Here is a 12,863-nt window from a genome sequence, read left to right as displayed (position 1 = left end):
CCCGTAGCATGCCGTCTCGTGGAGTCGGACCGGCTGCTAATGCTCGACCTCCACCATGTTGTCGGTGGGCTTGCGGTCGATCAGCTTGAAGTCCGGATCGATGCCAGCCTTCACCGGTCGCCCGGCCACCACCATGGTCAAGGTCAGTTCCTTGTCGCTGACCAGGCGCCGCTCGCGCAACAGCGCATTGCCGTCCTTGTCGTCCACGCCGAACTCGATGTAGTCCTTGAGCGGCGCTTCCCGTTCCTCGCCAAGGGGACCGGCGCGCACCTTGCCGGCGCTGGCCTTCAAGGTGACGACGTATTTACCGTCAGGCCGCTTGACGGCGCTGGCGCGCACCGCCCGGTTTTCGTACAGGACGATGGCGTTGAACAGGTCGTCGATCAGGTATTGCTGGTCCGGTTTGGCGACGGCGCGCAAGGCGTCCACCAGCACCGTTACGCCCGGATACGGGGCGCCCTGGAAGGCATAGCGCGTGACCAGCTCGTGCAGCACCTTGTTGACGGTCGCTTCGCCCAGCACTTCCTGCAGCTGGTACATGGCCAGGCTGCCCTTGCGGTAATGGATGTAGGGCTGGTTCTCGTTGTGCGCCAGCGGCAGCTCGCGCCGTTTTTCCATCGCGCGTCCGTGCAGGTAGCCGTTCAAGTCGTAGCGCAAAAAACGCCGCATTTTGGCCGGGCCCACCTGCTGCTTCATCACCATCAGCGCCGCGTATTCCGACAGCGTTTCAGACAGCACCGTGCCCCCGCGCGTGGCCGCGCCCACCACCTGGTGGCCCCACCACTGGTGCGCCACTTCATGGGCCGTGATGAAGAACGGGTAATCAATGTCCTTCGGGTTGTTGTCGTCGACCTTGGCGATAAAGCCCATGCTTTCCGAATAGGCAATCGTGTTGGGAAAGGATTGCGCATAGTCGCCGTAGCGGGGAAACTCGACAATGCGCAGCACCTTGTGCTGGTAAGGGCTGAAGTGGCTGGTGTTGTACTCCAGGCCCGCCTTGGCTCCGTTGATGATGCGCTCCAGGTTGTATTCGTGGCCCGGCTGGTAATACACGTCGATCGTGACGTCCTGCCAGCGCTCGTGGCGCACCTCGTAGCGGGCCGATTGGAAGGCATAGAAATTGAGGATCGGCTTGTCCATTTTGTACTGGAAATGGCGCCGTCCGCCCGCGATCCATTCCTTTTCAAGCGTGCCGGGGGCGATGGCGATCTGGTCCGGACTGGTGCTGACGACGGCGTTGAAGTTGATCCAGTCGGCGTCGCTGGCAACGCCGCTGTTGGCCGCGCCGCGCGCGTCATCCGCCGCTGGCATCGGCGCGCGCGGGGCCAGGCCGTGGCGCTTGCGGTCGCGGTCGTCCATCAGTTCGGCGCTGCGCTGGTAACCGATGCGCGGCATCAGTTCGTTGGTAAAGAAGGTGCCGTTGCCCACCACCGGGGTTTCGCCGCCGATGCCGGACATGCCCTTGGGCTCGTAGCTCAGGTCAAAGGCGAGCGCCATGCGCGCTCCGGGGGCGAGCGGGGTAGCCAGGCGGTAGATGTAAAAGCCGTGCTCCGGGTCGGCCAGTTGCAGCCGGGCGGCCTGCCCGGGCCGCAGCACCAGGGCTGCGCCGCGCTGCTGCGTGATGAACAGCTGCGCGAGCGGCTGCGCCGTCTTGTTTTCAAGCTGGTACTGGCCCATCACGGCCAGGCGGCGCTGCTCCGGCACAATGGCCACCTGCAGGTCGACGTCGGTGATGCGCGGCTGCGGCGCGTCGGCAAACTGGTGGTAGCGCTGTTCGTACTGCGCGCGCAGTTGTTCCTTGCGAAACGTGCTCTGGTAGCCGCCCACGACATTCAAGTTGTAGTAGAGCAGGGCGCCCACGCCGGCGAACATGGCCAGGCCGGCGGCCAGGCACACCAGCACCGGCAGCGACAGGTTGCGGCGCGCCAGCTGGATGCGGCTGCCCAGTTCGGCGTTGTAGCCGCGCGGCCAAAATACCAGCGACAGCATCACCAGCACTAGCGCGGCGCTGCCCCAGTACAGGTTGAACCAGCGTTCGCGCGCCAAAAAGTGGCCGTAGCCGTTCATCGCCGAATAGACGAATTCGGGCGAGGAGCCGTACAGCAGCATCGGATGGTCCAGCCCCAGCGTGTCGAAGGTGGCGCGCGCCACGTAGTACAAGACCATGACGAAGTAAGCCAGGTACTTCTGGTTGACCAGCACTTGCACCGCGATGGCCAGCACGGCAGCGAGCGCGAAATGCGGCAGTTCGATCAGGAACAGGGTCTGAAAGTACAGCGGCAGCTCGAATGTGAAGTAGCCATGGAAGGCCTGGATCAGAATCGCCCACAGCATGGCCAGGGCCAGCATCAGCGCCTGCATGGCGACCAGCGCGAACAGTTTGGACAGCAGCGGCAGCCAGGCCGGCACCGGCATGGCGTCGAGCATCTGGTCGATGCGCGCCTCGCGTTCGCGCCACATCAGTTCACCGGCATAAAAGGTTGTCACGATCAGCATGAACAAGCCTTGCGAAGCGCGGATGGCCTCGAGCATCTGGTAAGTGACGGGGTAGGTCTGGGTGCCCTGCATGGCGCCCATGTTGAGCGAAAAGGCAAAAATGGCCAGCGCCGCGGCCAGTGCGATGACGATGAAATAGACGTTCTTGACCGATTCGCGCAGATTGAGCCAGGTCGATTTGAGCAGCAGGAAGAACATGCTGCGCTGGACAAAGTCGGGCGCTTCGGCGGTGTCGACGGCGCTGTGCGAGAGCATCAGCGGCGTTTCGCCTTCGGTGCGGCGGGTGGCGCGGCTGTCGATGGTGCCCACGAAATGAAAGCGCCAGTAGCCGAGCATGAGCACCACCAGCGCAAAGCCGGCCCAGATCGCGCGGTTGAGCGCATACACACCCTCGAACGGCACCATGCGCGTATTGCGCTCGGCGATGGTCCAGTATTCGGTCATGCGGAACACGGCGGTGGTGCCGAACGGGTCGATCAGCGCGGCCAGCGTTTTATAGTCGAGGTCGCGCGCCAGGCTGGGCGCGACGATGTAGCCGACCATCATGACTACGCTCGTCACGTACACCGGCAGCATGCGCCGGGTGAGCGCGGCCAGCACGAAAAAGATGGCGCCGAAGATGAACAGGTTGGGCAGCAGCAGCGCCAGGAACGGTTGCAGATAATGCCACGGCGCGGCCGGGCCGAGCCGGTCCGGCTCGACTCCGGCAATATAGGTGCCCAGCCAGGCGCCCAGCGGGACCGAGGAAAACACGATCACCAGCGCGGCGGTGGCGCCAATGAAGCGGCCGAACACGTAATCGTATTTGCGGATCGGCGCGCTGAAAAAGAAGTGGTGCATGTCGTACTCGAAGTCTTGCTGCACCGAGCGCCCGACCATGGCCGCCATCACAATCACGCCCACGCAGCCCAGAAAGGCGACGGTGATCGAAATCGACTGCGGCGAATTGATCAGCGCATTGCTACCGAACGAGACGTAGGCTTCCTTGAACACGCCGCCGGCGGCGGCCATCCACAGCATGGCGATCGCAAAGAACATGCCGAAATACACCCAGGTCGACAGCATTTTGAGCCGCTGGCGCGCTTCAAAGAGGGCAATGGCCAACATGGAGGCCACCTTAACAGTTGCTGGCCGCGACGTGGCGCCCGGCGATGGTGGCGAAATACACGTCTTCGAGATCGCCGGCTATCGGCTCGAAACCTTCGCCCGGGTCGCGCTCGGCATACACGTGGATCAGGGTGCGCCCGGTCAGCAGGCGGGTCGAGATCACGTCGTGCTCGCGCTGGAAGTGGGGCAGTTCGGCCTTGGTGACAAAGCGCGCCCAGATTTTTTCATCGATGTCGTCGATCAGCTTTTGCGGCTCGCCGCACAGCAGCACCTGGCCCTTGTTGATGATGGCCATGTTGGCGCACAGGTCCGACACGTCGGACACGATATGGGTCGACAGCAGCACCGTCTTGTCTTCGCCGATGTCCGAGAGCAGGTTGTGAAAGCGCACCCGCTCCTGCGGGTCGAGGCCGGCGGTGGGTTCGTCGACGATGATCAGTTGCGGGTCGCCCAGCAGCGCCTGGGCAATGCCGAAGCGCTGGCGCATGCCGCCCGAAAAGCCGCCCAGGCGCTGGTGGCGCACTTCGAACAGATTGGTTTGCTGGAGCAGGCCGTCGACGATTTCGCGCCGCCGGCCGCGCCCGGAGAGGCCTTTCAGGGTTGCGAAATGGTCGAGCAGCTCGTAGGCCGTCACTTTCGGGTACAGGCCGAAGTCTTGCGGCAGGTAGCCGAGCAGGCGGCGGATGTCGTCCTTGTCGTCAAGCACGTCGAGTTCGCCGAAGAAGACCGAACCGGCGTCGCATTCCTGTAAGGTGGCCAGGGTGCGCATCAGCGTCGACTTGCCGGCGCCGTTGGGGCCGAGCAAGCCGAACATCCCGGCGGGGATGGTAAGGCTGACCTTGTCCAATGCCACCACGCCATTGGCGTAGGTCTTGGACAAATTGCGGATGCGTAATTCCATTCCTGACTCCTAAGTGCGGCCCGGCAAGTGCGCCGGCTCTGCTTTTATAGTTGCATTGTATTAAATTCGAGCAGGGCCGGGGCATCGCCTTGCGACGCACGGTCATTTGGCTGCCCCAGAGTGCACAAACGGGGGAGCGGGGCGCGCGCTGTGGTTGACATTTACGTGCGGAACAAGGCTTGTTCCCGGTTGAACCACGATCGGCATGCCACCAGTGTCCCGAGTTGGAAGTTCGCTGTATAAATATACCGAGAATCCCCGCGATACCGGCCCACGGTCGACAACGCCAGGAACTTGGCCTTGCCGAACACGGCGCAGGTCAGCTCAGCGTTTTCGGACTTCTTGAACATGGACCACGATTGTGGCCGACATCACGTCCAGGCGTGGTCGGTTCATTCAGGGTGACGATGTGCGGCTCGTGCAAAAATTCGTACCAGCAACACTTGATGCATCACACATCTGTATGGAAACGTGGATAATGGCCGCATGGATAGCGATGTCAAACAAAGTATACTGGCCGTCACGCGCTGCGGACGCGGCGCCGAAGAAGCGACCGCGTGGTTCCGGGTCGCCCTTGGCCTGCACTACCTGACCGGCTTGATGACCGATGAGGCGCTTGACTTCAAGCTGATCGACAAGGATTTTAACCGCTTCATTTACCAGTCGATCGGCAAGGGGCACAGCATCACCAGCGTGCTGCAATTCATGAGTGGCGAAAAAGTCGTGGCCGTGGTCGATTCCCCCCGTTTTATTGCCGCCTTTACCGCGCATTGCCCCCAAGTGCCGGCCAAGTCGATTCCGTTTTTGCTGTCGCTGAACCTGGGCGTGGCCAAGAATATTTCCAAGGTTGATATCGGCGGCGCCTTGCTCGACTGGATCGAGCGCCAGCCCACGCCCGTGCAAGATGGCGCGCCATCGCCTTCGGACGTCCTATAATCACCTTTTCACAGCAAGCGAGCATCCCATGTCAGACACCCGTTCCAGCAATCCGTTCGACCACCTGATCGTCGGCATGGACAAGGCGCTGCGCGTGATCGCCGGGGTGGCGTCCGCTTCGCGCCCCACGCCGGCCGCGCGTGCCGCCGACGGCCAGCTCGACAGCGCCGAACAGCGCCATGCCGCCGGCCTGATGCGCGTCAATCACGTGGGGGAGGTATGCGCGCAGGCGCTGTACAACGCGCAGGCGCGCTTTGCCAAGAGCGACGCCATGAAGGCGCAGTTTGCGCAGGCCGGGCGTGAGGAAGAAGACCATTTGGCGTGGACGGCGCAGCGCCTGGCCGAGCTGGGCTCGCAGCCGTCGCTGCTCAATCCCCTGTGGTATGCGGGGGCGTATGTGATGGGGACCGTCGCCGCGCAATTGGGCGACCAGCGCAGCCTGGGCTTTGTGGTCGAGACCGAGCGCCAGGTGGAGGAGCATCTGGCCGGGCACCTGGACAAGCTGCCGCTGCAAGACGCCAAGTCGCGCGCGATTGTCGAGCAGATGCGCGTCGATGAAGTGGCGCACGGGCAGGCGGCCAGGGACTTGGGAGCGCTCGAGGCGCCGGCGCCGGTGCGCGGCGTGATGTCGGTGATGGCCAAGGTGATGACCACGACCGCGTATTACATCTGACCGGCCGAGAGCAAAATGTAGGGCGGAAAAGCGCGTAGCCGATTGACTTTATCCCTCGACGATCTCGAAGGTGTGGGTGATTGCGGCCATTTGCGCCAGCATGATCGACGCCGAGCAGTATTTGTCATGCGACAGGCTCACCGCGCGTTCGACCGCAGCCGGTTTTAGGTTTTTCCCCGTCACGACAAAGTGAAAATGGATCTTGGTAAATACCTTGGGGTCAATCTCGGCGCGTTCGGCCTTGAGCGTCACTTCGCAGCCGCGCACGTCTTCGCGCCCGCGCTTGAGGATCAGGATCACGTCGTAGGCGGTGCAGCCGCCCGTGCCAAGCAATACCATTTCCATCGGCCGCGGCGCCAGGTTGTGGCCGCCGCCTTCGGGCGCGCCATCCATCGCCACCATGTGGCCGGAACCCGTCTGGGCCCGGAAACTCATTCCTGCCGGACCGTTCCAGCTGACTTTGACTTCCATTGCATTCTCCAATAAGCGATGCCGGTATTGTAAAGGAGGCCGTGCCGCGGCGTGCAGTGTCCGCTTCAGACCGCCAGAACGTAGCGCTCGCTCTTCATGCGCCAGCCGGCAAACGCGATGATGGCCAGCGCCGGCAACAGGGAACTGAGGAACGTGAGCGTGAACGGCAGCATGCCCATGTCCTGGCCCTTGGCCAGCTCGCGCAGCAGCGTCTGGTTAGCCAGCATCGGCACCGTGTACATCCAGGTGTCGGTTTCCAGTTCCATGATCGACACCACCAGGCCGGGCACCATCGGCAGCAGCGTGAAAAAGCTCAGTACGCTTTGCGCTTCCTTGTACGACTTCGAATTCATCGCCATCGTGATTTCGGCCGCCGCCGCGAACAGGCACAGGGGAATGGCGGCAAAGCACACACGCACCAGGTCGGCCGAGGTGACGCGCCACGACATGCCCACTTCTTCCAGCGGCAGCCAGGACAGGATCGCATGCATCAAGCCCAGGCCCAGCCACAGGCCGCACACGCCCAGCGCGGCAGCGGCCATCCATTTGCCCGCCACCAGCACGTAAGGGCTGACCGGCTGCGCCATCAGCACTTCGAGCGAACGCCGTTCGCGCTCGCCGGCGGTGCTGTCGACCGCCGCCGACAGGCAGCAGGTAAAGGCGGGCAAAAACAGCACGCCGAGCAGCACGCCGATGAACTGGGCCGAGCGCGAGGCGTTGCTGCCGGTGTCGTAGCGCTGCAGCCGCAGCGGCGAAAGTGTGGCCGGCGAGACGCCGTGCGCCAGCATGCGGGCACTGGCGATGTTCGAGCTGTAGGCATTGAGCACGTCTTCGATATCGCGCCGGCGCGGGGCGTCGTCGCTGGCAGAGTCGTACCACAGCTCGATCTTGGCCGGGCGCATATCGTTGTAGTCGGCCGCGTACTGGGGGTCGAGCTTGAGCACGGCGACGGCGCGGCGCTCCTTGAGCAGGGCGCCGATCTGCTCTTCGCTCATGGGCGTGAGCTGCTTGACGGTGATGTTCTTTTGCTTGAGCTGGGCCATCAGCGTGGGCGCCTGGGCGCCGCCGATCACGGCCAGCTCCATGCCTTCGCGCTCCGGCTTGGTGCTGCGCTCGATCATGGTGTTGAGCATGTAGCCTATCATCAGCGGGAACATCAACACGAACACCGCCAGCATCACCAGCGAGCGCTTGTCGCGCATGTGCTCCTTGAGTTCTTTCAAAAAGACGATGGTGAATTTCGATTTTAACTGCTGCCTTGCCTGCGCCTTCGGCTTCATGCGGCGATTCCTTCGTCGGTGCCGACCAGGCTCACAAAAGCGTCTTCCAGATTGGCGATGCCGGTGCGCGCGCACAGGTCGGCGGGCGAACCCTGGGCCACGGTGTGGCCTTTGGCGATGACGATCACGTCGTCGCACAGGTGGGTGACTTCCTGCATCACGTGGGTGGCCATGATGACGCAGCAGCCGTCCGCGCGCAGCACTTCGAGGGCGCTGCGCAAGGCGCGCGTGCTCATGACGTCGAGTCCGCGCGACGGCTCGTCGAGCAGCAGGTTGCGCGGACGGTGCAGCAGCGTGCGCGCCAGCGCGACCTTGATGCGCTGCCCCTGCGAAAAGCCCTTCGAGCGGCGCTCGAGGATATCGTCCATCACCAGCAGCTGCGACACTTCGTCGATGCGGCGGTTGGCCGCCGCCGGCGCCATGCCGTTCAACTCGCCGAAGTAGAGCAGGTATTCGCGCGTGGACATGCGCTCGTACAGCCCGAACTGGTCGGTCAGAAAGCCGATGTTGGTGCGCACCGCCATCGGGTCCACTTCCGGGTCCACGCCATCGATGCGGATGGTGCCGGTGTCGCGCCGCAGCAGGCCCACGAGCAGGCGCAGCAAGGTGGTCTTGCCGGCGCCATTGGGGCCGAGCAGCGCGGTGATCTGGCCGTCGCGCGCGGAAAAGCTCACGCCGCCGAGCGCCTGCACGGCGCCGAATTTTTTGCGCACATCGTTCACGTCAATCATGGCGGCCTCGCTGTCAGGGTTGCGGCCCGGCGCTGCCGAGCTGGAAGGTGGGCGCGGGAATCTCCTTGAGGCAGGCGGCGTCGACCTGCTGCTCCGGCTTGTCGAGAAACTCGCGCAACAGGCGCGGCGAGCAGCCCAGTTGCGAAATGCCGTGGCCGACGTGGGCCACCGTCAAGTGCTGCGCCCGGGCCATCAGTTCGCCGGCGGCGCGCGCGCGGCGCGGCGGCGTGACCGGATCGTTTTCGCCCGACAGCATCAGCACCGGCGCCTTGATCGCGGTGCTCGCCTGCGGCGCGGCCGGCACCACGTTCAGCAGCGCGCACAGCGACGTGATGCGCGTGGTGAGCGCTGCCGTCAACGGCGAGTCGTCGTCCTTTCTGAGCGCCGGCGTCAGACGCGGCACGTCTTCGGCGCACACCACGGCCAGGTGCAGCAATTGGGCCACCGGGCCTTCCGAGGAAAAGTCGCCGGCGGCGTTGCGGCGCGCCACGAACGGCTGCCAGCGCCCGGCATAGGCGCTGTGGATCAGGAACGGCAAGCGGCGCGTGTCGGCCGCGCTGTACAGGATGCCGTGCACGGTGCCCAGGAAGCGCTCGCTGTTCATCTGCACCTTGACCGCGCGCGCGGTGCGTGGATCGGGCAGCTCGAGTTCGACCGCGCCGCTGGCCACGCGCGCGGCCACGGCCGCATATTCCTGGCGCAGGGCGGGATAGGCGAGCTGGCACGCGGGATTGGCGGCGCAGTCGGAGAACACCAGTTCGAGCGCGGCGGCGGCGTCGCGCCCGCCGGCCGGGATGACCTGGTCGGGCGCGACCACGCCGTCGAGGATCAGGGCGCGCACCTTGGCCGGGTAGGCGCGCGCGTAATGCTGGGCCAGGCGCGTGCCGTACGAGGCGCCCCACAGGTTGATGGTGTCGTAGCCGAGCGCCAGGCGCACCTGTTCGATGTCGCGCGCGGCGCTGGCCGTGCCGTAGGCGGAAAACGGGCGCTTGACGGCGGCGATGCAATTGCGCGCGGCCTGCTCCTGTTCGGCCGCGGGCATGGTCTCTTCGTTGGCGACGGCCGGGCAATCGAGCTTGTCGGACAGGCCGGTGCCGCGCTGGTCGATGACGACGATGTCGCGCGTGGCGCGCACGCGCCGAAACGAGTGGTTCAGCAGGACCAGCACATCGGTGCCGGCCTGGCCCGGGCCGCCGGCCAGAATGAACAGCGGATCGGGGCGGGCGGCCTCGCGAAAGGCCGGGGCGACGGTCACGTGCAGCTTGAGGGTGGGGCCGGTGGGCTTGGCGTAGTCGAGCGGCAGGGGCACGGTCACGCAGCGCAGCGCTTCTTCGGAGCCGGGCAGGTGGCAGCTGCGGCCTTGCTGCGAGACGGGCTTGGCGCCGGCGGGGAAAGCGAGCAGCGCGCACAGCGAGAAGGTCAGGATCAGGCTTGGTTTCACTAGGTCTCCGTCGTTGGTTGCTCAGACATACTAAAGGTCGGCTCTTTGCGCAGTCAATGAAAAGTTGGTATGCACACAAAACGGCCGTGCCGCAGAGCGCTTGGCGCTTAAAATATTTCCCATGGAGAATATGTGAGAGTCTATGGCGAGGTCCGGCTGGGGCGGTTGCGCTACATCTAGTTGTGACGTCTCGTTGCGGCGCCAGGCAGGAACGCGGGGCGGGGTTGACGGCGCTAGGCAAAGCAGGCTATAGTAGTCAGCTTTCCGTTTGCTCAGGAAAGACTAATAAGGCAGAGTACGCAGGCAACAAGGGCGGAACCACCATTTGAGCGATTTAATAAGTTTTATATTTAGGAAGTCAACATGAAAACTTTTTCCGCTAAGGGCCATGAAGTCCAGCGCGATTGGTTAGTGGTTGACGCGACGGATCTGATCCTCGGACGTGTTGCCAGCGAAGTGGCACTCCGATTGCGCGGCAAACACAAACCGGAATTTACTCCTCACGTCGATACGGGCGATTTCATCGTCGTCATCAATGCAGGCAAACTGCGCGTGACCGGTACCAAGGCAACCGAGAAGACGTACTACCGTCACTCCGGCTACCCAGGTGGTATCTACGAAACCAACTTCAAGAAAATGCAAGAGCGTTTTCCGGGTCGTGCGCTTGAAAAAGCGGTCAAGGGCATGCTGCCTAAGGGCCCGCTTGGCTACGCCATGATCAAGAAGCTGAAAGTGTACGCAGAAGGTTCCCACCCGCACGCGGCCCAGCAACCTAAAGCACTCGTGCTCTTCAAGTAAGGAACTGACATGATCGGTAACTACAATTACGGCACCGGCCGTCGCAAGAGTGCAGTCGCTCGCGTGTTCATCAAGGTTGGCACTGGCCAAATCATCGTTAATGGCAAGCCGGCGCAGGATTATTTCTCGCGCGAGACGGGCCTGATGGTCATTCGTCAACCACTGGAACTGACCGGCAATGTCGAGCGTTTTGACATCAAGGTCAACGTTCACGGCGGCGGCGAGTCCGGCCAGGCTGGCGCAGTTCGCCACGGCATCACCCGCGCACTGATCGACTATGACGCAGCATTGAAGGGCGACCTGGCACGTGCCGGTTTCGTTACCCGCGATGCACGTGAAGTCGAGCGTAAAAAAGTCGGTCTGCGCAAAGCACGTCGCGCAAAGCAATTCTCGAAGCGTTAATTCGTTTCCTTCGCAGCGCCTTCGGGTGCTGCATCCAAAAAGCCGCCAGCTGCAAAGCCGTGCGGCTTTTTTATTGCCTCCCAACCGGGGTCAGACCACCTTTGTGAAAGTGTTTTTTAATTGGGGTCAGACCTCGCGGTTCGAGCAACAGAATCCAGATTCTCACGAACTACTGCTACTTGCACGGGAACTTTTGGATTGGTGGAAGAAAAAACGCGCGTTTTGTTGCTAAAATGAACTTAATTTCCACATTCTTGAGGTCTGACCCCAATTAAACAATAGTTTTATAGAGGTGGTCTGACCCCGGCTTTGGTTCGGAGCGCGGGGTTTTTCCGGCACTGTTAAAATTGCATTTCTTCGGGCTTGGCCCACTATTTTCTTCAAGGAATATCATGATCAAAGTTGGCATCGTCGGCGGTACGGGATATACGGGCGTTGAACTGCTCAGGCTGCTGTCGGTCCACCCGGATGTGGAAATTACCGCCATCACGTCGCGCAAGGAAGATGGCTTGCCCGTCGCCGACATGTTTCCCTCGCTGCGCGGACGGGTGAACCTGGCGTTTTCGGCACCCGACAAGGTCGATCTGAAGCAGTGCGATGTCGTTTTTTTTGCCACCCCGCACGGCGTTGCCATGGCCCAGGCGCCCGAGTTGCTCGCTGCCGGCGTGAAGGTCATCGACCTGGCGGCTGACTTCCGCCTGAAGGATCAGGCAAGCTTCGAGCAGTGGTACAAAATCCCCCATACCTGCCCGGAATTGCTGGAAGAGGCAGTGTACGGCTTGCCGGAACTGAACCGTGAAGCCATCAAGGGCGCGCGCCTGGTCGCCAATCCCGGTTGCTACCCGACCACGATGCAGATCGGTTTTTATCCCTTGCTCAAGGCGAATCTGGTCGATACCAGCGCGCTGATCGCCGATGCCAAATCCGGCGTGTCCGGCGCCGGACGCAAGGCCGAGATCGGCACGCTGTTTTCAGAGTCCAGCGACAACTTCAAGGCCTACGGCGTGTCGGGACACCGCCACACGCCCGAAACGGTTGCTCAGTTGCAGCGCTACACGGGCATGCCGGTTGCGCTGATCTTCACGCCGCACCTGGTGCCGATGATCCGCGGCATGCATTCGACGCTGTACGCGCGCCTGACCACCAGCATCGACAATGAGGCGCTGCAGGCATTGTTTGAAGATGCCTACAAGGACGCGCCATTTGTCGACGTCATGCCGTTCGGATCGCACCCGGAAACCCGTTCCACGCGCGGCTCGAACATGCTGCGCCTGGCGCTGCATCGCCCCGGGAACGGCAATACGGTCGTCATCCTGGTGGTGCAGGACAACCTGGTCAAGGGGGCTTCCGGCCAGGCAGTTCAGTGCATGAACCTGATGTTTGGCCTGGACGAGGGCAAGGGCTTGCAGATCGTCGCGCTGCTGCCGTAAGGCCCGGTCAGCCGTGAGCTGTGTGGAACTTTGTGGTGCTATCGGCAAGTTGCCAGACGCGCACGCGATCCAGATCAACGCCGCCCGGTAGTGATGGCGGTAAATTAACTCTGGCTCTGGTCGATTTGGCAAGGCCCACATTGTCCGCACGCGGCCCTCGACGGGCAGGTGCGATTCAGCAACCTGTCGCTTTGAGG

The 12,863-nt window shown here is 62.9% G+C and carries 11 protein-coding genes; 5 read left to right on the top strand and 6 right to left on the bottom strand.

Annotated elements, in window-relative coordinates; genetic code table 11:
- Nucleotides 1-36 precede the first annotated feature (36 nt).
- On the bottom strand, nucleotides 37-3,603 hold the full coding sequence (locus tag ACP7BV_RS16275) for a M1 family aminopeptidase (RefSeq protein WP_426105289.1): 3,567 nt from the start codon (nucleotides 3,601-3,603) through the stop codon (nucleotides 37-39).
- Nucleotides 3,604-3,613: 10 nt separating this feature from the next.
- On the bottom strand, nucleotides 3,614-4,504 hold the full coding sequence (locus ACP7BV_RS16270) for an ABC transporter ATP-binding protein (RefSeq protein WP_426105287.1): 891 nt from the start codon (nucleotides 4,502-4,504) through the stop codon (nucleotides 3,614-3,616).
- 486 nt (nucleotides 4,505-4,990) lie between these two features.
- On the opposite strand from ACP7BV_RS16270, the gene ACP7BV_RS16265 reads away from it, so the two are divergent.
- Both ACP7BV_RS16265 and coq7 read left to right on the top strand, forming a co-directional pair.
- A complete protein-coding gene (locus tag ACP7BV_RS16265; protein WP_426105286.1) occupies nucleotides 4,991-5,440 on the top strand; it encodes a hypothetical protein in 450 nt (149 codons plus the stop codon).
- 28 nt (nucleotides 5,441-5,468) lie between these two features.
- On the top strand, nucleotides 5,469-6,113 hold the full coding sequence (gene coq7, locus ACP7BV_RS16260) for a 2-polyprenyl-3-methyl-6-methoxy-1,4-benzoquinone monooxygenase (RefSeq protein WP_426105284.1): 645 nt from the start codon (nucleotides 5,469-5,471) through the stop codon (nucleotides 6,111-6,113).
- Nucleotides 6,114-6,161: 48 nt separating this feature from the next.
- Here the strand turns inward: coq7 and ACP7BV_RS16255 are convergent, their stop codons facing one another.
- From ACP7BV_RS16255 to ACP7BV_RS16240, 4 genes are all read right to left on the bottom strand, one after another.
- Complete coding sequence (locus ACP7BV_RS16255) at nucleotides 6,162-6,584, bottom strand: OsmC family protein (protein WP_426105283.1); 423 nt, start codon at nucleotides 6,582-6,584, stop codon at nucleotides 6,162-6,164.
- A 65-nt stretch (nucleotides 6,585-6,649) separates the two neighbouring features.
- A complete protein-coding gene (locus ACP7BV_RS16250) occupies nucleotides 6,650-7,864 on the bottom strand; it encodes an ABC transporter permease (RefSeq protein ID WP_426105282.1) in 1,215 nt (404 codons plus the stop codon).
- Nucleotides 7,861-8,595: an ATP-binding cassette domain-containing protein gene (locus ACP7BV_RS16245; protein ID WP_426105281.1), complete on the bottom strand. Its 735-nt coding sequence runs from the start codon at nucleotides 8,593-8,595 to the stop codon at nucleotides 7,861-7,863. The genes ACP7BV_RS16250 and ACP7BV_RS16245 overlap by 4 nt, the downstream gene beginning before the upstream one ends.
- Nucleotides 8,596-8,608: 13 nt before the next feature.
- The gene (locus tag ACP7BV_RS16240) at nucleotides 8,609-10,036 is read right to left on the bottom strand and encodes an alpha/beta fold hydrolase (protein WP_426105279.1); all 1,428 of its coding nucleotides are present in this window, start codon (nucleotides 10,034-10,036) and stop codon (nucleotides 8,609-8,611) included.
- A gap of 363 nt (nucleotides 10,037-10,399) precedes the next feature.
- Here ACP7BV_RS16240 and rplM point away from each other — a divergent pair, with 363 nt between their 5' ends.
- The 3 genes from rplM (at nucleotide 10,400) to argC (ending at nucleotide 12,666) form a co-directional block, all read left to right on the top strand.
- Nucleotides 10,400-10,834 (top strand): 50S ribosomal protein L13, encoded by a 435-nt coding sequence (rplM, locus tag ACP7BV_RS16235; RefSeq protein WP_426105278.1) that lies wholly within the window; start codon nucleotides 10,400-10,402, stop codon nucleotides 10,832-10,834.
- A 9-nt stretch (nucleotides 10,835-10,843) separates the two neighbouring features.
- Nucleotides 10,844-11,236 (top strand): 30S ribosomal protein S9, encoded by a 393-nt coding sequence (gene rpsI, locus ACP7BV_RS16230; protein ID WP_426105277.1) that lies wholly within the window; start codon nucleotides 10,844-10,846, stop codon nucleotides 11,234-11,236.
- Nucleotides 11,237-11,628: 392 nt separating this feature from the next.
- Nucleotides 11,629-12,666, top strand: a complete 1,038-nt coding sequence (argC, locus tag ACP7BV_RS16225; RefSeq protein WP_426105276.1) for an N-acetyl-gamma-glutamyl-phosphate reductase — start codon at nucleotides 11,629-11,631, stop codon at nucleotides 12,664-12,666.
- Nucleotides 12,667-12,863: the final 197 nt, after the last annotated feature.

This window comes from Massilia sp. TSP1-1-2 (genome assembly GCF_049896185.1).
GTDB lineage: Bacteria > Pseudomonadota > Gammaproteobacteria > Burkholderiales > Burkholderiaceae_D > Telluria_A.
Note: the sequence above shows the minus strand (reverse complement) of the source record. Positions and strands in the feature narration are given on the sequence as shown.

Excerpts from the sequence above, each read along its gene's own strand:
- ACP7BV_RS16275 (WP_426105289.1), bottom strand. The coding sequence starts at position 3,603 with ATGTTGGCCATTGCCCTCTTTGAAGCGCGCCAGCGGCTCAAAATGCTG.
- ACP7BV_RS16270 (WP_426105287.1), bottom strand. The coding sequence starts at position 4,504 with ATGGAATTACGCATCCGCAATTTGTCCAAGACCTACGCCAATGGCGTG.
- ACP7BV_RS16265 (WP_426105286.1), top strand. The coding sequence starts at position 4,991 with ATGGATAGCGATGTCAAACAAAGTATACTGGCCGTCACGCGCTGCGGA.
- coq7 (WP_426105284.1), top strand. The coding sequence starts at position 5,469 with ATGTCAGACACCCGTTCCAGCAATCCGTTCGACCACCTGATCGTCGGC.
- ACP7BV_RS16255 (WP_426105283.1), bottom strand. The coding sequence starts at position 6,584 with ATGGAAGTCAAAGTCAGCTGGAACGGTCCGGCAGGAATGAGTTTCCGG.
- ACP7BV_RS16250 (WP_426105282.1), bottom strand. The coding sequence starts at position 7,864 with ATGAAGCCGAAGGCGCAGGCAAGGCAGCAGTTAAAATCGAAATTCACC.
- ACP7BV_RS16245 (WP_426105281.1), bottom strand. The coding sequence starts at position 8,595 with ATGATTGACGTGAACGATGTGCGCAAAAAATTCGGCGCCGTGCAGGCG.
- rplM (WP_426105278.1), top strand. The coding sequence starts at position 10,400 with ATGAAAACTTTTTCCGCTAAGGGCCATGAAGTCCAGCGCGATTGGTTA.
- rpsI (WP_426105277.1), top strand. The coding sequence starts at position 10,844 with ATGATCGGTAACTACAATTACGGCACCGGCCGTCGCAAGAGTGCAGTC.
- argC (WP_426105276.1), top strand. The coding sequence starts at position 11,629 with ATGATCAAAGTTGGCATCGTCGGCGGTACGGGATATACGGGCGTTGAA.